This is a genomic window from Kitasatospora sp. MAA4 (assembly GCF_029893355.1).
In the GTDB taxonomy this organism is placed as follows: domain Bacteria; phylum Actinomycetota; class Actinomycetes; order Streptomycetales; family Streptomycetaceae; genus Kitasatospora.
The window spans coordinates 120,336-139,323 of record NZ_JARZAI010000011.1 but is presented as its reverse complement, the minus strand read 5'-3'; the positions used below and the strand labels follow the sequence as shown (position 1 = coordinate 139,323).

Annotated in this window: 13 protein-coding genes; 4 read left to right on the top strand and 9 right to left on the bottom strand. The window is 71.9% G+C overall.

What is annotated here, in order from left to right; translation table 11 throughout:
- Positions 1-203: 203 nt before the first annotated feature.
- Positions 204-896, bottom strand: coding sequence for a metal-dependent transcriptional regulator (locus P3T37_RS16720; RefSeq protein WP_280724454.1), 693 nt, complete (start codon positions 894-896; stop codon positions 204-206).
- 171 nt (positions 897-1,067) lie between these two features.
- Here P3T37_RS16720 and P3T37_RS16715 point away from each other — a divergent pair, with 171 nt between their 5' ends.
- The 3 genes from P3T37_RS16715 (at position 1,068) to P3T37_RS16705 (ending at position 3,807) form a co-directional block, all read left to right on the top strand.
- Positions 1,068-1,832, top strand: a complete 765-nt coding sequence (locus tag P3T37_RS16715; protein WP_280724453.1) for an SIS domain-containing protein — start codon at positions 1,068-1,070, stop codon at positions 1,830-1,832.
- Positions 1,833-1,976: 144 nt separating this feature from the next.
- Positions 1,977-2,903, top strand: coding sequence for a DUF4231 domain-containing protein (locus P3T37_RS16710; RefSeq protein WP_280724452.1), 927 nt, complete (start codon positions 1,977-1,979; stop codon positions 2,901-2,903).
- 37 nt (positions 2,904-2,940) lie between these two features.
- Positions 2,941-3,807, top strand: a complete 867-nt coding sequence (locus tag P3T37_RS16705) for an alpha/beta fold hydrolase (protein WP_280724451.1) — start codon at positions 2,941-2,943, stop codon at positions 3,805-3,807.
- Positions 3,808-3,811: 4 nt separating this feature from the next.
- Here P3T37_RS16705 and fxsT (P3T37_RS16700) read toward each other — a convergent pair whose 3' ends face one another.
- From fxsT (P3T37_RS16700) to pdxH, 8 genes are all read right to left on the bottom strand, one after another.
- A complete protein-coding gene (fxsT, locus tag P3T37_RS16700; RefSeq protein ID WP_348533247.1) occupies positions 3,812-7,726 on the bottom strand; it encodes an FxSxx-COOH system tetratricopeptide repeat protein in 3,915 nt (1,304 codons plus the stop codon).
- Positions 7,727-7,865: 139 nt separating this feature from the next.
- Complete coding sequence (locus P3T37_RS16695; RefSeq protein ID WP_280724449.1) at positions 7,866-9,200, bottom strand: TIR-like protein FxsC; 1,335 nt, start codon at positions 9,198-9,200, stop codon at positions 7,866-7,868.
- Between the two features lie 86 nt (positions 9,201-9,286).
- Positions 9,287-10,090, bottom strand: coding sequence for an AAC(3) family N-acetyltransferase (locus tag P3T37_RS16690; protein ID WP_280724448.1), 804 nt, complete (start codon positions 10,088-10,090; stop codon positions 9,287-9,289).
- A 27-nt stretch (positions 10,091-10,117) separates the two neighbouring features.
- On the bottom strand, positions 10,118-12,568 hold the full coding sequence (locus P3T37_RS16685) for an FxsB family cyclophane-forming radical SAM/SPASM peptide maturase (RefSeq protein WP_280724447.1): 2,451 nt from the start codon (positions 12,566-12,568) through the stop codon (positions 10,118-10,120).
- A 93-nt stretch (positions 12,569-12,661) separates the two neighbouring features.
- Positions 12,662-12,838 (bottom strand): FxSxx-COOH cyclophane-containing RiPP peptide, encoded by a 177-nt coding sequence (gene fxsA / locus P3T37_RS16680; protein WP_280724446.1) that lies wholly within the window; start codon positions 12,836-12,838, stop codon positions 12,662-12,664.
- A 13-nt stretch (positions 12,839-12,851) separates the two neighbouring features.
- The gene (locus P3T37_RS16675) at positions 12,852-13,067 is read right to left on the bottom strand and encodes a hypothetical protein (protein WP_280724445.1); all 216 of its coding nucleotides are present in this window, start codon (positions 13,065-13,067) and stop codon (positions 12,852-12,854) included.
- A gap of 102 nt (positions 13,068-13,169) precedes the next feature.
- Positions 13,170-16,712, bottom strand: a complete 3,543-nt coding sequence (gene fxsT, locus P3T37_RS16670; protein WP_280724444.1) for an FxSxx-COOH system tetratricopeptide repeat protein — start codon at positions 16,710-16,712, stop codon at positions 13,170-13,172.
- Between the two features lie 72 nt (positions 16,713-16,784).
- Positions 16,785-17,408 (bottom strand): pyridoxamine 5'-phosphate oxidase, encoded by a 624-nt coding sequence (gene pdxH / locus P3T37_RS16665; protein WP_280724554.1) that lies wholly within the window; start codon positions 17,406-17,408, stop codon positions 16,785-16,787.
- Between the two features lie 385 nt (positions 17,409-17,793).
- Between pdxH and P3T37_RS16660 the strand changes: the two genes are divergently transcribed.
- Positions 17,794-18,894: a citrate synthase 2 gene (locus P3T37_RS16660; RefSeq protein ID WP_280724443.1), complete on the top strand. Its 1,101-nt coding sequence runs from the start codon at positions 17,794-17,796 to the stop codon at positions 18,892-18,894.
- Positions 18,895-18,988: the final 94 nt, after the last annotated feature.

Below are 18,988 nucleotides of genomic sequence, written 5' to 3'. Positions count from 1 at the left end.
ACGAAAGGGGCAGCCGGAAGCGACTCGGGGACCGGGGGATCAGGGCCGGGGGAGCCGGAGGGGACGCCAGGACGGGGAAGCCGGGCGTGGCACGGAGGGGATGCGGGGGGACGGGAGGGAACGGGGGCGGGGTGAGGAACGCGGGGCCCGGCACGTGGGGACGTGCCGGGCCCCGCTGCCATGCCTGTACCCGTATCAGCTGATCAGCACTGCGCGACGAAGACGTGCACCGCGATGTCCTTGCCCAGCTCCGCCGCGCTCTCGCCGCTGCCCACCAGCACACCGCCGATCGCCGGCGAGACCCGGACGGTGGCTCCCGGACGGATCCCGGCCTGCCGCAGCCGCAGCATCAGCGCCTCGTCCGTCTGGATCGGCTCGCCGATCCGGCGCACCACCACGTCGGCACCCTCGCCGCCGGGCTGCAGCGCGTCCAGGGTCACCAGCGCGGAGTCGAAGCCCTCGCCCTCGGCCTTGGTGTCGCCGAGCTCGTCGAGACCGGGGATCGGGTTGCCGTAGGGCGACTGGGTGGGGTGCCCGAGCATCGCCAGCACCTTCTTCTCCACCGTCTCGCTCATCACGTGCTCCCAGCGGCAGGCCTCCTCGTGCACCTGCTCCCACTCCAGGCCGATCACGTCCACCAGCAGGCATTCGGCGATGCGGTGCTTGCGCATCACCCGCACGGCCAGCCGCCGACCCTCCTCGGTGAGCTCCAGGTGCCGGTCCCCCGCGACCTGGAGCAGGCCGTCGCGCTCCATCCGGCCGACGGTCTGGCTGACCGTCGGGCCGCTCTGCTCCAGGCGCTCGGCGATCCGGGCGCGCATCGGGTTGATGCCCTCTTCCTCCAGCTCCAGAATGGTGCGAAGGTACATCTCAGTCGTGTCGATCAGCCCAGACATCGCCGCTGGCTCCGTTCCTCGGTGTCCTCACCGCCAATTCTGACGTACCGCACTGACAACAGAAGCCCTGCGAGCTTGTTCCCGGTCTGTTTCGTCCCTGTTGACAGCGGGACGCTCCAGGCTCCACGGTGCTCGCCGTAGCTTTCTCCACTGGCGGTAGGGAAGTTCCTCATGAGTGACCTCGTCGAACAGTACTTCGACGCCGCGGTGTCCCACCTCCAGAGGGTCCGCACCGAGGAGGCCGGGAACATCGAGCGGGCCGCCCGCCTGCTGGCCGACGCGGTCGCCGAAGGGCGCCGGATCTTCGCCTTCGGTGCCGGGCACTCCTCACTCGCCGCCCAGGACGTGGTGTACCGGGCGGGCGGCCTGGTCCCGATCAACCTGCTGAACGTCCCCGGGATGACCGGCGTCAACGTGATGCCCGCGCCGCTGGGCAGTGCGCTGGAACGGGTCTCCGGCCTGGCCACCGCCACCCTGGACCTCACCCCGGCCCGCTCCGGCGACCTGCTCTTCCTGATCTCGCTGTCCGGTCGCCAGACCATGCCGGTCGAGCTGGCCGCGCACGCCCGCTCCCGCGGCCTGCACGTCGTCGGCGTGACCTCGCTCGCCTACCCCGGCCAGGTCACCTCCCAGCACCCGTCCGGGACCTTCCTCAAGGACCACTGCGACGTGGTGCTCGACAGCAAGGTCGCGGTCGGGGACGGGGAGCTGAGCCACCCCGGCGCCGAGACGTCCTTCGGCCCGGTCTCCACCATCGTCACCAGCGCCCTGATGCAGGCCGTGGTCGCCTCGGCGGTCGGCACGCTGGCCGAGCGGGCCCTGGCCGGTGAGGGCGGCGCTCCACCCCTGTTCCGCTCCGGCAACGTCGACGGCGGCACGGACTGGAACGCCAAGCTGATGGCCGACAACGCGAACCGGATCTTCTACACGTTCTGAGCCTGCGGACCGCGCGAAACGGCGCGTACAGGTCTGTGCGCGCGGCCGGTGAGCACCCATACTGGCCGGGCGCCAGGCGTACCCGTCCTCCGCCGAGGGCAGTACGTCTGCGTCGAGACATCCGACGCGCAACGGGGGGACCGGATGGCAGCGGGCGCACGATCCACGGGCTTCGTCCGCGAGGCCGAGCTGATGCCCGCGGTCTTCCGGGCCGCCGACGCGGCCTCCCTACAGGGCCAGCAGCGCTCGGTCGCGCTGGCCCGCTGGGAGCTGCTGCTGCTCACCGCGGCCGCGGCGGCCGGCTCGGCGGACGGCATGCCCTACGCCTGGGCGGCCGCGGCGGCCTACCTGGCCACCGTCGCCCTGGCCGTCGTGGTCAGCCGGCAGAACCCGCAGGGCCTCTGGTACGAGGGGCGGGCCGCCGCCGAGTCGGTGAAGACGCTGGCGTGGAAGTTCGCCGTCCGGGCCGACGCCTATCAGCCACCGCCGACCACCCTGCCGGACGCCGAGGGCCTCTACGGGCTCCAACTGCGCGGCATCCTGCGCGGGTTCCAGCACAGCCGGGCGGTGCCGGAGGAGGAGGCGACGCAGACCGAGGTCACCCCGGGGATGCGCAGCCTGCGCGACCAGCCGCTCGCCGTGCGGCGCGACGTCTACCTGCGCGAGCGCGTCCAGGTCCAGCACGACTGGTACCAGTCCAAGGCCCGGTACTGCGAGCACGCCGGCCGGCTGACCGGTCTGCTCGGCATCGTGCTGCCGCTGCTCGGCCTGGTGCTCGCGGTGCTGCGCGCGCTCGGCTGGTTCAGTTACGACGCGCTCGGCACCGTCTCGGCCGTCGCCGCCTCGATCAGCGCCTGGTCGCAGCTGCGCCAGTACCGGCCGCTGGCCGTCGCCTACCGGCTCGCGGCCGACGAACTCGAACTGGTGCGTGCCCAGTTGACCCAGCTCGACGTGGCCGGCGAGGACGCCGAGGAGCTCTGGGCCCGGCTGGCCCGGGACGCCGAGGACGCGGTCTCCCGCGAGCACACCACCTGGCAGGCCCGCCGCGAGGTCCGCGGCCACGACCACTGAACCGTCCCCGCAACCCCGAGCTCTGGAGGTCCCCGGCGTGCAGCCGCAACTGGTCAAGACCGCCGACGGCCGCACTCTCGCGGTACAGACCTTCGGCAATCCAGCCGGCAGACCGGTGTTCCTGCTGCACGGCATGCCCGGCAGTCGGCTCGGCCCGACCCCGCGCAGCACGGTGCTCTACAACCTCGGGGTCCGGCTGATCGCCTTCGACCGCCCCGGCTACGGGAGTTCGGACCGGTTGCGGGGCCGCCAGGTCGCCGCGGCCGCCATCGACGTACAGACCATCGCCGACGAGCTGGGGCTCGGCCGGTTCGCCGTGGTGGCCCGCTCCGGCGGCGGCCCGCACGCGCTGGCCTGCGGCGCGCTGCTCCCCGAGCGGGTGCACCGGGTGGCCGCCCTGGTCAGCCTCGCCCCCTGGGACGCCGAGGACCTCGACTGGTACGCCGGGATGACGCCGTCCAACATCCGCGACTACCGGGCCGCCGAACGCGACCACCAGCGGATCGCCGCCACCATCCAGCTGCGGGCCCGCCGGATCATGGACGACCCGGCCGCCCTGCTGGCCGGCCTGCGCAGCGAACTCTCCAGCACCGACCGGCTGGTGGTCTCCGACGCGGGGATCCGCCGGATGCTGCAGAGCAACTACCGCGAGGCGTTCCGGCAGAACGCCGACGGCTGGATCGACGACATCCTCGCCTTCACCACCGACTGGGGCTTCAAGGTGCAGGACGTCGCCGCGCCCACCTGGCTCTGGCACGGCGCCGACGACATGTGGTCCCCGGTCGGCCACTCCCGCTGGCTCGCCGCCCACATCCCCGACGCCACGCTCTTCCTGGAGCCCGGCGCCGCCCACTTCGGCTCCCTGCGGGTGCTGACCGCCGCCCTCAAGTGGGCGGCGGGATAGACCGTTACACCGGCTGCGGTTCCAGGTCCCGGTTGATCCGCTTCCACCCGCGGGCGGAGATCGTGTTGGGGTGCTCCTCCCCCAGCTGGCGGATCAACTCGGCCACCGCGCGGGAGCGCAGTTCGGCGGCCTGGTTGGCGCGACCGGCCCCGCGCAGGGTGATGGCGAGGTTGGCCTGACAGGCGACCGCGTCGGGGTGACGGGGGCTGTAGCGGTCGCAGAGCCCGCGGTAGGCGGCCTGCTCCAGCTCCTCCGCCTCCGCGAAGTGGCCGAGGTCGCCGTGCGCGTTGGCCAGGTTGATCATGCTGTTCAGGGTGAACGGGTGGTCGGGGCCCAGCACCCGGCGCAGTGTGCCGACCGTCTCCAGACCCAGCTCGACCGCCTCCTGCACACTGCCGCTGCCGCGCAGGTAGATCGCCAGGTTGTTCGCGCAGGCCAGGGTGAACGGGTGCTGCTCACCGAAGAGTTGCTGGTGTCCCACGTAGACCTGGCGGGCCAGGTCGCGGGCCGCGTCCTTGTCGCCGCCCGCGCTGTAGTCGGCGGCCAGGTTGAGCGCGCAGGCGAGCGTGTCGGGGGCGTTCTCCCCGTAGCGCTCCAGGTAGCGCTCGTAGGTCTCCTTGGTGAGCCGACGGGCCTCCGCCTGGCGGCCCGCCTTGCGCAGCGAGACGGCCAGCGACTTGGCGTTGCGCAGGATCTCCGGCACGTCGATGTCCAGCACCTCGGCGAAGGTTTCGGCGACCTCCCGATGGATCGTCACCGAGCCTTCGTAGTCGCCCGACTCGCGCAGGTCCCGGGCCAGGTTGGACTTGCTGGAGAGGGTGTACGGGTGCCGGGGCCCGAGCACCTGGGAGCGACGGTCCAGGGTGTCCTGGTCCAGCTCCTGGGCGGCCCGGCTGTCGCCGACCAACCGGTAGTCGATGGCCAGGTTGTTGGCGCAGGACAGGGTGCGCGGGTTGTCCTCACCGAACTGCTCGCGGAACCGCTCCAGGGTCTCCTGGTCGAGCGACCTCGCCCGGTCGAAGTCGCCGAGCGCCCGCAGGTCGGCGGCGAGTGACCCCGCCGTCATCAGCGTGTACGGGTGCTGGTCGCCGAGCACCCGCTTCTGCCGCTCCAGCGTGTTCTCGTCCAGCTCCAGAGCGGCGGCGTACTGGCCCTGCGAGCGCATCACGTTGGCGAGTTGGAAGCGCAGCAGCAGGGTCTGCCGGTCGTCCTCGCCGAGCTTGGCCGTCCAGGCCTCGTCCAGCAGGTGGCCGGTCCGCCGGGCCTGCGCGAACTCGCCGCGCTTCCACAGGTAGCGGACCCGGTCGATCATCAGCTGACGGGTGTCGGACTCGTCGCAGTCGTGCGCGCGCGAGGGCGAGAGGTGCGGCCAGATCTCCTCGAAGGTCGGCCAGTTGGCCGGGTCGTCGGTGTCCCCGACCACCGGCCGGGCACCGATCAGGATCCGGTGCACCTCGTGGACGGTGTCGGTCTGCTCCTCGGGGGTCATCTCGGAGCGGATCACCTCCTGGACCAACCGGTGCACCTGGATGCTGTTGGCCCCGGCGTCCACCTTGGCCAGCGCGTACCGGCCGATCGCCTGGATCACCCGTCCGAGCAGGAACTTGTCGCTCAGGCCCGGGTCGTAGGGCACCAGCGCCCGGATCATCTGGTCGCTGTAGAAGAGGTTCATCGAGATCGGCTCCGGCGCGAAGTACGCGCAGAGTTGCAGCATCCGGGCGGCGGCCGGGGACTGCGCGCGCAGCCGGGCGATCGAGACCCGCCAGGTGGCGCCGACCGTCATCGGGTAGCCGACCGGGCGATCGAGCTCCAGCACCCGGGCGGCCTCGGTCTGCAGGGCGGAGATGTACTCGGCGACCGGCGTACCGGTGGCCTTCAGCCAGGCGCCGGCCACCTCGACGGCCAGCGGCAGGTCACCGACCGCCTCGGCGACCGCCTCGGCGTCGATGCGGTTGAGCGCGCCGTCGGTGCGCCGGGTCAGGTGGTCGATGCTCTCGCCGCGGGTGAAGACGTCCATGGTGAGCGCGTCGGCGTGGGTCGACCAGGCCTGGTTGCGCGAGGTGACCAGGATGTGGCCGGAACCGCCGGGGAAGTACCGCCGGATCTCCGAGGGCTCGTCGGCGTTGTCGAAGATCAGCAGCCAGCGCTCGGCCCGGTCCCCGCGGCGCAGCGCCTCCAGCGCGATGTCCGCGGCCAGCTGCACCGGCTCGTTGGTGGCCTTGCCCATCTTGCGGGCCAGTTCGGCGAGTTGACCCTGGATCTCCTCCTCCTGCTCGGCCGAGATCCACCAGACCAGGTCGTAGTCGGCCATGAACCGGTGCGCGTACTCCTGGGCCACCTGGGTCTTGCCGACGCCACCGAGCCCGTAGAGCGTCTGCGGCACCGGCAGCACGGCGGTGGTCCGGCCGTCGAGCTGGTTGCGCAGTCGCTCCAGCACTTCGGCCCGGCCGGTGAAGAAGCTGTTGCGCGGCGGGACGTTCCAGATCGCCGGCTGGGTGCCGGGGAATCTCGGCCCGCTGGTCGGGTCGAGAATCGGCACCTCCTCCCGCCCGAGCGCCTTCACCAGCGCCGAACGGGCCTGCGGCTCCTTGAGATTGACCATGTCCACCGGGTTGCGGCTGCTGAACGGCGCGCTCAGCGAGGTGGAGCCGACCCGGACCGGGATCAACTGCCGCCGGGTGCCGGAGGGGTCCGAGCCGACCACCGACTCCCAGAGCGCCCGGGCCTGCGGCGAGCGCAGGTAGGCGGGCGAGAGCACCGCCACGGTGCGGAACGCCGCGTCCACCGATCGCTCGGTCTCGGCGCGGGTGTCGGAACCGGCCCCGACGTCGCGGGGCAGCACCCGGAAGCCGGCGGCGGTCAGCACGTGCTCGATCCAGTCCGCCCACATCCGGTCCTCGGGCACGTAGCTGAGGTAGATGTCGGCGAGCACCGCGGGCCGACGCCGGGTGAACGCCTCGATGTAGCGCAGCCGCACCTCCTCGTCCATCAGCGGCAGCGAGGAGACCCGTCCTTGGGTGACCATGTCGGTGAGCCGCTCGCAGGCGGAGAGCATCGTGGTCGGCGTGCCCGGCTTGTCCCCGAAGGTGGCCAGGATCTCCTCGTAGGCGTAGAACGGCCGGTACGGGATCTCCACCGAGCCCCAGTAGTGGACCAGTTCCTCGTCCGTGAGGCCGGAGGGCAGCCCGTCGAAGCGCACCCGGGCGAGCGAGCGCCCGGCGTCCGCCTTGTCCTTCTCGAAGTCGTCGATCCGCATCGGGACCGGCAGGATCCGGATGCCGCGGTCCCGGTAGCGGTCCGCGATGTGCTGGGCGATCCTCGATGCGCCGTCGATGCTCTGGTCGCTCAGGGTGAAGCAGACCACCAGGTCGTCCGGCATCTGCACGGTGCAGATCTCGGCGGTGTCCGAGAGACCGGTGCGGCTGTCGATCAGCACGTAGTCGTAGCGCTTGCGCATGTCGGCGCGCAGCGCGTCGAAGAACTGGCCGCCGTCGAAGCGCTCGTAGAAGAGGTCCCAGTCCAGGCTGCCGAGCGTGCCGGAGTAGTCGCGGTCCTGTCGACCGGCCGCCAGGAAGTCGATGCTGCCACCCGCCGGGAAGCCGCCCCAGGAGAGCGGCAGCGCGTGCCCGGCGACCTTGGCGAAGTCCAGGTGCCAGCCGGGGTGGTGGCCGATGTCGTGGAGCTCCTGCTGGTAGCGCTCGGGCTCGGAGAGCGGGTCGGCGTGCAGTTCGGTCTCCCGCAGCGCCTCCTCGCGGTAGTCGTTGATCAGGGTCATCACCCCGGGAGCCTCGTCCAACTCCGCTGCGTCCAGGAAGGGGTGGAAGAACTTGGCGAGCCCGGGGGCCTCCAGGTCCCAGTCCACGGTGAGCACCCGGAACCCGTTGGCGGCCAGGATCCACGCGGTGTTGGCCAGGGCCATGGTGCGCCCGGTGCCGCCCTTGTAGGAGTAGAAGGTGATGATCCGCCCCTGGCGGTCCTCCTCGGCCGGGACGGGGGCGCCCGGTGCGCGCTGCGGCGATGTCGAACTCCGCCCGCTCACCCGGAGGTTGCGTGTCTGTTCAGACGTCATGGTTTCCTCCGTTGTCGTCCTCGTCGGTCTCGGTCTCCGACGGCCTGCCCAGGGACGGTCGGATGACCGGCCCGAAGGCATCCCGCAGTGTGGGGCGGGGCCTGCCGGTACTGCTGGAGGGCCGCGGCAGCCCGCGTTCCTTGAAAGCCTTCTGCGCCCGGACGGCGGCGTGCTGGAAGGCCATGCCGAACTCCCGCGCGCTGGGGATCCCCTCCCACTCGCCGTCGTCCGCCACCGGCGCCCGGAAGGAGGGCTTGGCGACCCGGCCGCGCTGGCGCAGCACCTCGTCACTGAGAGCGGCCAGCACCGCGTGCTCCGCCACGCACTGCGGATCGTCCCGGTTCCACGGCTCCACGACCGTCACCCAGGACGGGTTGCGGCGCGCGAACTCCCGTACCAGCTCGCGACGGACCGGGTCGTGCAGCACCCAGCGGTCCACCAGCACCACGCCCGGACCGCCGGGCCGGTCCAGATCCATCAACCGCCCGGCCGCCGCGTCGAACTCGTGGATGGTCGGGTTGAGATCGCACTGCCGGGCGAGCTGCGCGGCCTGCTCGGCAAGCGCCGTGGCGGCCCCGCGCTGGTAGGGCTGCCAGTCGGTGCGGCCCGCGCCGTAGTACGCCGGGTCACGGTTGGCGGGAAGTTCGGTGTCCTTGAAGGAGAGCACCGCGATGGTGAGCTGGTCGGCCGCCGACTGACCGGGGAAGGCCGACGGGTTGGTGGTGAAGTCGACCGGCTCCACCACCGGAACGACGGTCTCCAGGGCCACCTCGACGATCCGGCGGGCCAGCTTGTAGACCACCTGTTCGTACTTCTCCCGATGATGGCGCTGCGCCATCAGGGCGTACAGCCCGTCCTCGACGTACTCCTGCGGGAAGCTGGAGTGCTTGAACTGCACAGCGCCCGCCACCGCCGGCAGCGTCTCCTCCCGCATCCCGACCCAGAGCACCGGGACGATCGCCGAGTTGAGCGCCGGCCCGCCGGGCGCACCGGTCGAGCGCTGCGCGAAGGTGTACCACTCCTGGCCGCACGGGACGCTGCGGAACAGCCGCGGGTGGTAGAGCGGTACGAACACCCGGCAGGTGGCGAGCGCGTCGGAGATCATCGCCGCCCAGTTGTCGCCCTGGTGCATGGTCTCGTCCATGAACCCCACCGGATCGGCGGTGGGCAGTGGTGTCAGCTGGAGGACCGCCTCGCAGAGGTCCTGGTAGAACCGGGCCACCCGCAGGTTGGGATTGCGCGAACCGACCGCCGGCATGTGCGCGTAACTCAGAAAGAAGTGCGGCTTCGCCGAGGCCTTCTGTCCGCCCGCAGCGTTGTTCACACACGCCTCCCCCTGACCCGGACCAGTCCCACCCCCTGATCATGCGTCACCCACCGGTCGGGTGTCAGCCCTTTGGCGCCATCAGGTCAAGCCTCGAAGACCTCCGGGTGGCGATCCAGCCACTGCGCCGCCGTGTCCACCGCCTGGACGACCGGCAGCAACACGCAGTCGGCGTCCCCGACCCGGCCCTCCCGGGCCTCGGTGAGCTTCGCACGGGTGGTCTCCAGCATCTGCGGGAAGTGCCGGTCGTCCAGGTGCAGTGCCTCGAAGCGCACCCAGGCGGGCGCGCCGTCCGCACCACGCAGTTTGCAGCCGTAACTCTTCGTACGCGCCCCCGGCGTGCGGTAGTCGGCGAGCTGGAAGACGGTGCAGCGGGTCAGCGGTGCACCGAGCATCAGCACCCAGGCCCCCTCCTTGTAGAGCCGCCCGACCGGCGAGCACTCCCCTAGGTGGCAGTCGAGCGGATGGTCGGCCAGGAGTGCGGCACTCATCGGCCCGACCGCCGCGAACGAGGTCTGCGGGTGGCTGCTGCGCTGTGCCCCCGGCGTCGTGCGGATCTCCTCCGAGAGTCGGCCCATGGTCGGCGAACAGGGGGTGGTCAGCGGGTCGAAGACCGGCATCGCCCTGCGGTAGGCGTCCAGTTCGGCCTCGTCGAGGCCCCGGGTCACGTCCGCGTCCAGCCGGGAGGTCTCCGAGTTCTCCGGTGTCGCGGCGAAGGCCGTGACGGTTCCCTGCGGTCCCAGCGCGGCCCGCAGTGCGGCCAGCACGCCGGCGGAGCCGCCCGCCACCGGGCCGACCGCACGCAGCGAGGCATGCACCTGGACGATCCCGGTGTCCTCGGACAGACCCAACGCACGCAGCTGTCCGGCCAGTTGTTCGACGGAGTACATCGCCACCCCCTACTCGGAACCTGTCCCTCAGCTCCCGGCCAGTGCCCTACGGGCCCGCGTCTCGGCCGCGCGCCCGACCGGAACGTCCAACCAGGGTGCCACGGTTGCGCGCATACCGGCAGCGAACCGCAGCCCCAGGTCGGTGAGCGCTCCGCAGTCGAGCAGGCTGTCGATCGCCCGGTCCGTGTGGGCGCGCCGGACGGCCAGCCGGCCTCGGGCGCGCTCGGCCGCCTCGCCGCGGACACCGTCGTAGGCGGCGACCCTGGTCCCCCAGAACTCGGTGACCGCCAGGTGCGCGTAGGTGCCCTGCAGCAGCGCCTCCAGCGGGCGCGGATCGGGACGCCAGGGGGCGTGGTACCGGCCCGTGTCGGCCGGATCGTACAGGTCGTGGAAGTCCAGCACTGCTCCCAGCTTGACGTGCTGGAACTCGTGCGCGAGCAACATGGCCAGAATCGGCGCGGTGGCGGGCCGGGCGATGCCGACCGTGCCGAACGCCTGTCGAGCGGCCGCGCTGACCTCCCGGCCTGCGGGCCCGGGCGCGAGCGGGGTGATCGTTCCCAGGCCCGCCGCGATGCCGACGGCGTACTGGGGCAGATCGCGTCCCAGCAGCTCCCAGGCCTCGCGCAGGGCGCCCGTCCAGTCGGCCAGCGCGTCGGCGGAGATCCGCTGCTCCACCGGTCGCTGGTGGCTGTCCCGCTGCGGGTCGACGTCCTCCAGGGCGACGGTCCAGTCATCGAGCACCCGCACGCGCCGCAGCGGCTGCCAGCGCTCGTCGACCTGCCGGTCGGGGGCGACGTGGACGGCCGCGCCGTCCGGCGTCCGGACGCGGAACCGCACCCGCCCGTCCGCCTGCTCGTCCGCCTGCCCGTCCGCCTGCCCGTCCGCCTGGCCGAACTCCAGCAGAGCCCGTCCGCTGCCGCCGGTGAGCACCCGGCCCAGCGTGGGCAGATGCACCGCACCGTCCCGGATCGGCACGCGCAGGGCGCCGCGGTGGCCCGCCCGCAGCGCGACGGCAGCGGCGATCTCCGCCAGTCCCCCCAGGTCCGCACCGGCTTCGTCGAGCAGCCAGCGGCTCGCCCAGGCCCGCACGTACGGGTGGGCGAGGACGGTGTCCACCGCCTGTGGCGCCTGGGCGTCCAGGTCGGTGAGCAGCTCCCAGGCGCCGGGCGGCGCGGCGGCCCCGGCACGGTCCGCGACGGCTGCCAGCAGCCCGCGGCTGAGATCCAGTTGGGCCGAGGCCAGGGCCCGTACGGTGGCCGCGTCGCCGTGGCCGCGGGCCAGCTGGTCGAGCTGCTGGTCGGTGAGCAGCGGCGGCCGCAGAGCCTCGGGGGCTCCGGCCTGGGCGGGCAGCACCGGCGTGCGCCCGGTCCGGTCGCGGATCGTGGTGACCAGTGTCAGGAGATCCGGGCAGAACACCGACGGGTTGTCGAACTCCGTTTCGGTGCGCCAGCGGTGGGCGTAGAGGCCACCCCCGCAGCTGCGCACCACCGGGCACGCCCGGCAGGCCTCGCTCAGACCGGCGAGACCCGACTGGCGCTTCATCATGCCGGGGTGTCCGGCGACCTGGTCCAGACTGTGGGCGAAGACGTCGAACCCCGTGCCCGCCGCGCCGTCGTAGGCCGTCTTGAGACTGTCCGCCTGCTCGAAGGTGCCGTCGGTCTCGATGACGACCAGGTCGGAGGGGTCGAGCCCGAGCGACTCGGTGAGGCTGGACTGCCCGCGCAGCGTGCGGTGGACGGAGTCGAAGGTCCGCACCGGGACCGGGCGGCCCTGCGCCTCCCAGCGGTCGTAGACGGCCAACAGCCAGTCCGCGTAGGGGTGTTGTCCGGCGCCTGCCGGTCGCTTGGGCGGAGCGTCCCATGTCGCGTGCGGGAGAAGGAAGTCGATCCGAGGAGGTTCCAACTCAACCAGTGCGTCATAGACTTCGAGGGGATCGTTCTCGACGTCGATGGTGCACAACAGGCCCGCGTACAGATGGCGAAACTCGGGCTTCCTCAACAGGCTTACTGCTGCTATCACATGAGCGTAGCTGCTGCGGCCGTCGGCGTAGCGGCGATGGCGATCGTTCGCGGCGGCCCCACCGTCCAGGGAGACTCCGACGCGGATGTCCAGCTCGTCGAAGAGTTCGCAGAACGCCTGGTCCAGCCGGACCCCGTTGGTGTGGATCCGCAGATCGAGCGCGCATGAGGCCGGCAGGGCGGCGCGCAGACTCTCGGCGGCCCGGCGCAACAGCACCGGGCCGGCGAGCAGGGGCTCCCCACCGTGCAGGACGATGTGGACGGTTCGCAGTCGGTGCCTGGCCGCGTGCTCCGCGATCCGCTCAGCCGTTCGATCGAGCACTTCCGCAGCGACTGCCCTCGGTCTGCCGCGCCAGCTGGTGTCGGCGTGCTCGTAGACGTAGCAGTGGTCACAGGCCAGATCGCATCGGCTGTGGACCTTCAGTACGAACTGTGAGAAAGGCACCGGATAGAGCGTCATAGGAGCGTCCACTAGGAAGAAATGACGTTTCGTCTGGATGGTGCGGACATCACCGCAGAGACCCCGGTCGGGCCGCCGCGTTCTTCGACCCGGTCAGATCGAGGAGTTGAAGGCCGCCACGGCGACCCGGCCCTCCTCGGCGATCGGCAGGGCGCGATGGAGTGCGGCGGTGATCCGGTCGGCGCCCAGCGCCGACAGCTCGGCCAGTGGCATCCGAGCGACCGGCTGCTGGGACTGGTCCACGGGCTTGACGTCCAGGATGGTTGGCATATCTGAGTTCCTCTCAGAACTGGTGCGCTTCGAAGGCATCGGGCGCGGGTAGAGCCAAGGGTGCCAGGATGATCCGCGGCACCTGAACATCAAAGTAGCCGCCTGCCACGAGATAGCCACTCACCGTATCCTGACAATTCCTGACACTCCGGACGACCTCGTCGCGTCGAGCTGCGCCGTCGAGCCGGGCGAGCACACCGTACCCGCGCGGGGTCACGGTGGAAATCACCCAGCGGAGTGACGCTACCCTCCGCCATCCGGCGTAGACATGATCAGCTTGCGACGCGCCGCTGTCCGCGCGTCGCCCGTCCGCTGTCGTGCCGTCGTCCGCTCAGATCACGAAGGGCTCGATCTCGATGTCGAGGCGGGTCCGCGCGGCCACCGCCAGGGCGATCGGGTGGTACTCGCCCAGCGCCGCGCGGGCCCGCCGCAGGCAGTCCTCCCGCAGACCGTCGGCCCGGTCCGGCTGCCCCGTCGCGGCCAGGTCGAGCGCCAGGTTCGCGGTTGCCGTCAGAGCGTCGTAGTGGTCCGGGCCGAGCGCGCTGGTCAGCAGGTCGGCTGCCCGGCCGCCGAGCTGGGCCGCCGCGACCCGGTCGCCCACAAGGGCCAGGTCGGTGGCGTGGTTCACCATCACCGCACCGAGGTAGGGATGCTCCGGGCCGACCTCCGCCCGGATCCGCTCCATGGCCTGCCGGGAGAGTTCCCTGGCCTCCGCGGGCCGCCCGACGGCCCGCAGGTGCACCGAGAGGTTCACCGCGATGACCGAGGTCATCAGGTGCGACTCGCCGAACTGGGACCGGCACTGCCGGTAGGACAGGTCCGCGATCACCGCGGCCCGGCCGCCCTCGCCCTGCGCGCGCAGGACCGCGGCGAAGATCCCCGCGGCCGCCAGCGTCTCGGGACTGCCCGACCCGAGGGACTCGGTGCTGCTGCGGTACACCTCGCTCCCCAACTCGTTGGCCTCCGCCAACCGCCCGAGCCGGTAGAGGGTCGCCGCGAGGTGGCCACCGACGCGCAGCGCTGCGACGTGTCGATCTCCGACGGTCCGCCGATAGATCCGCTCGGTCTCCTCCAGCAGACTCAGCGACTCCCGCAGTCGCCCACTCTCGCGCAGCGCCCGCGCGTAGTTGCAGGTCGCGCTGAGCGAGTTGAGGTTCACAGCGCCGAACAACCGGGTCTGGTGGCGGTAGGAACGTTGGAAGAGTTCCAGTGCGGTCTTCCGCTCACCGATCAGATCCTCCGACACGGCAAGGTTGTTGACCATCATCCAGACCCGTGGGTGCTCGGCACCCAGTGCCTCCCGCATGGCCGGCAGGGTGGCCCGGTCGAGTTCCCTCGCCTCCTGGAACCTGCCGAGCGCGCGAAGGTCCGCACCGAGACCGCCCTGCGCGAACAGGGTCTGCGGGTGCTGCGGCCCCAGCGTGCCGCGCAACCGCTCGACGACGTCCCGGTCCACCGCGTAGCACTCCTGGTACTTCCCCAACGAGCGTAGTGCATTGGCGAGTTGCACCCGAAGCTGGAGGACGTGCAGATCGTCGGCGGACTGCGGCCCGTGGTCCGCGTGCTCCCACTGCGCCAGGGTCCGCTCGGCCAGCTCGCGCGCCTGCGCGTTGAGACTGCGCCTGAACTGGTAGCGGACCGAGTCGACCACCCACTGGCGCACCTGCGGGTCGGCGCTGTCCGCCGCGCCGGAGGGCCACAGGTGCGGCAGAAGCTCCGCGTACGCCTGCCAGTTGTCGAACAGGTCCGGCTCCGACGGACACGCCTCGGCCAGGGCCGACTGCACCGTGCTGCGCAGCTCCGCCCGCCGCTCGCCGCCGACCTGACCCCGGATCACCCCCTGTACCAGCCGGTGCACGGTGAGCGTCTCGCTGCCCGGCGCGGCCCGGGCCAGGCCGCTGCGGTGGATCGCCTTGACCAGCTCGCCGATGTGCATCCGGGCGCCCGCCTCGTCGCTCCCCTGCCTCAGCCTGCGGGCCAGCGGCGAGCCGAAGAGCAGCCTGGTGGGGATCGGCTCGGGCCCGAAGTGGGCGCAGAGCTCGAGCAGTTCGGCGGCCGGGGCGTTGACACGCCGGAGCTCTGCGAGGGAGAGCAGCCAGGTCGCGGCCGCCGAACGCGGATAGTCGCCGTCCGGCAGCCAGGTGCGCTCCAGTATCTCCGTCGCGGTGGCCTCCAGGAGTTCCAGGTAGCCGGCCACCGGCATGCCGCTCTCCTGCAGCCAGGCCGCCGCCGGGACGATCGCCAGTGGCAGGTCGCCCAGGCCCGCGGCCAGCGCCTCGGCGGCGTCGGGAGCCAGCCCCGGATGCAGCCGTTCCAGCAACCGCAGGCTCTCCTGTCGCCTGAGGACGCCGAGTTCGAGCGATCCGTCCTTCCGCGCCCAGGCCCGGTCCCGTGAGGTGACCAGGATGTGCCCGCCGGCCGGACCGGCCGGACGCCACTGCTTCAGCTCCTCCGGGGGGCCGGCGTTGTCGAAGATCAACAGCCACCGACCGTACGGGCGGCCGGCCCGCAGGGCGTCCAGCACCCGGCTCGCGGCGTCGGTGCTGTCGTTCGGGGTCCCCAGACCGAGCCTGGAGGCCAGTTCGGCCAGCCGGGGGGCGATGAACTCGGGCTGTTCGGCAGCGATCCACCAGACCACGTCGTACGCGGCCGCGAAACGGTGCGCGTACTCGGTCGCGGTCTGCGTCTTGCCCACGCCGCCCATGCCGAGCAGCACCTGGACCGCCGGCGCGCCCTCCGCGAGGAACCCGTCCCGCAGCGACTCCAGCACCTCGTCGCGACCGGTGAAGACGGGGTTGCGCACCGGGCCGTCGAAGGCCGCCGGAAGGTCCCCGGGCAGGCCCGCCCGGGTGGGGACCGGTTCGGCCGCCGCGGGCCCGGCCGACAGCCGTCCGACCGCCTCGGCGAGTCGCTCGGGCGCCTGCGCGGACGAGGGCGGGAACAGGTCCGGGATCGCTCGACGGGCGAACGGCTCGGGCAGTGGCCCCCTGGTCTGCCGGACCAGCAACGGGATCAACGAGGGCAGGCCCGGGGCCTGGTGATGGTCGGCCAGCACCCGCCAGATTTCACCCGATCGGGGGTATCGGAGGTAGTCCGGGGAGAGCAGGGCCAGCACCCGGGCCCGGCAGTCGAGCACCTGACCCAGCTCGGGCAGCCCGTCGGCGACCGGAGCCGCGACGCTGTTCAGCGAGGCCCGGTAGCCGAGAGCGGCCAGTTCGGCCACCGCCCAGTCCGCCCAGAGCCGGTCGGCGGGGGCGTAGCTGACGAAGACCTGCCGGGGCACGTCCGGGGCGCCCACCGGAAAGACGCCCTGAAACTCCCTCAGGTCCAGACCCGGGAGACCCGGTAACCTGGCCCGGCTCGCCGCCAGCCGCACCCGCCCGGCCACCACGTCGATCACCCGGCGGTAGTCCTCGCCGTTCGGATCCGCGCGGATCAGGGCGCGCAGACCGAGCGCCGCGTAGCGCTCGCCCATCGCCGACTCGCTGTACTGGAGCTCGGCCACCACTGCCGGAAGACCGGCCGGCACCGGCTCCCAGAGCACCGGGACCAGCGCCTGGGCGTCCCAGCCGGTGTCCTCCTGGAACTCGGTGACCCGCGAACGGAATGCTGTCCACTCCCTGCCGCAGAAGACGCTGGCGAAGTAGGACGGCGAGTAGAGCGCCACCATGGCCCGGCAGCTCGCGATCGCGCCGGCCAGCACGCGCTCCCAGTCCGCGCCGAGGCGGATCCGCTCCACATCGCGGAAGCTCGGCAGCGTTGCCGCCTGCGGATCCCGCCGGGCCAGCTCCGCCCCCAGATCCTGGTAGAAGAGCCCGATCTCCGGACCGACATCGTCGACCCGCGCGTAGCTCAGAAAGAAGTAAGGCTCCACAACTGCCCCCCGCTCACACGCACCACCGACCCCAGTGTGGACCGGGTTGCGGAGTTTGCGTAGGGGTGCGCCCTAGGGACAGAGCCGCTCGACCCGCCACCCCTCGGGCGTCGCGGTGTACCGCAGCCGGTCGTGCAGGCGGTTCAGCCGCCCCTGCCAGAACTCGACGGTACGCGGGATCACCCGGTAGCCGCCCCAGAACGGCGGCACCGGCACCCCCTCGCCCTCCGGGTAGCGGCTCTCCAGCTCGGCGTAGCGCTGCTCCAGCACCTCCCGCGAGGCCACCGGGCTGGACTGCTCGCTGGCCCAGGCGCCGAGCTGCGAGCCGTGCGGCCGGGTCCGGAAGTACGCCGCCGTCTCGTCCCGTCCGGTCCGCTCGACCGAGCCGGTGAGCGTCACCTGGCGGTCGAGCCAGTGCCAGGGGAAGAGCAGCGCGGCGTTGGGGTTGGCGGTGAGCTCGACGCCCTTGCGACTGCCGTAGTTGGTGTAGAAGACGAACCCGCGCGCGTCCATCCCCTTGAGCAGCACGGTCCGGGAGCTGGGCCGGCCCTCGGCGTCCGCGGTGGAGAGGACCATGGCGTTGGGTTCGAGGATCCCGGCCTGCTCCGCCTCGGCGAACCAGCGGGCGAACTGGGTGATCGGATCGGCGGCCAGATCCTCCTCGGCCAGGCCGGCCAAGGCGTACTGACGGCGCATCGTGTCGAGGTCGGGCACGGTACTCAGGGTCGCGGGCTGGGCGCGTTCCGGGGTCTGCACGCCAACATCATCCCGTACGACAAGCAGCGGGCGGCGCTCCGCCTATGGAATCTCGACATCGAGAGATATGGTGTCTCGCCACCGCTCGACCGCCCAACCTTTGGGGAATCGTCCGGAACAGCCCGATTCGCACCGGAAGATCCCCGGTTGCGAGCGGGTCCGGCGGCGGGCCGAGCGGCCCTTTGGGAAACATCACCGTGGTGGTGTATGGCGCAATGCACCCAGTGCCTGTCACTCTGGCACCGAGTGCCATCCACCAACGGTCACTGGCCATGCCCGCCCCCACCACGGCGGGTGGCCTGTCGCGTCACTGAGGAGCCGCCTGATGTCCGATTTCGTACCCGGGCTTGAGGGAATCGTCGCTTTCGAGAGCGAGATCGCCGAGCCGGACCGCGAGGGCGGCGCACTGCGCTACCGCGGCGTCGACATCGACGAGCTCGTCGGCCACGTCTCCTTCGGGCACGTCTGGGGCCTGCTGGTGGACGGCAAGTTCAACCCGGGACTGCCGGCCGCCGAGCCGTTCCCGATCCCGGTCCACTCGGGCGACATCCGCGTCGACGTGCAGTCCGCGCTCGCCATGCTCGCCCCGGTCTGGGGCCTGAAGCCGCTGCTCGACACCTCCGCCGAGCAGGCTCGTGACGAGCTCGCCCGGGCCGCCGTCATGGCGCTCTCGTTCGTCGCGCAGTCCGCCCGCGGCCAGGGCCTGCCGATGGTCCCGCAGAGCGAGATCGACAAGGCCGAGACGGTCGTCGAGCGCTTCATGATCCGCTGGCGCGGCGAGCCCGACCCCAAGCACGTCAAGGCGATCGACGCCTACTGGACGTCCGCCGCCGAGCACGGCATGAACGCCTCCACCTTCACCGCCCGCGTCATCGCCTCCACCGGCGCCGACGTGGCGGCCGCGCTCTCCGGCGCGGTCGGCGCGATGTCCGGCCCGCTGCACGGCGGCGCGCCGTCCCGCGTGCTGGGCATGATCGAGGAGATCGAGCGCACCGGCGACGCCACGAAGTGGGTCAAGCAGGCGCTGGACAAGGGCGAGCGCCTGATGGGCTTCGGCCACCGCGTCTACCGCGCCGAGGACCCGCGCGCCCGCGTGCTGCGCCGTACCGCCAAGGAGCTCGGCGCCCCGCGCTTCGAGATCGCCGAGGCGCTGGAGAAGGCCGCGCTGGAGGAGCTGCACAACCGCCGCCCGGACCGCGTCCTGGCGACCAACGTGGAGTTCTGGGCCGCCATCATGCTGGACTTCGCCGAGGTTCCGGCGCACATGTTCACCTCGATGTTCACCTGCGCCCGCACCGCCGGCTGGTCGGCGCACATCCTGGAGCAGAAGCGCACCGGCCGCCTGGTCCGCCCGGCCGCGCGCTACATCGGCCCCGGCCCGCGCAGCCCGCGCGACGTCGAGGGTTTCGAGTCCATCGCGCACTGACCTGCGGCGATACCCTGCGCCCGGTCCCGGCCCACGCGAAACCCGCGGGAGCCGGGACCGGGCGCAGGTCACATCTCAACGAGCGGACAAACGG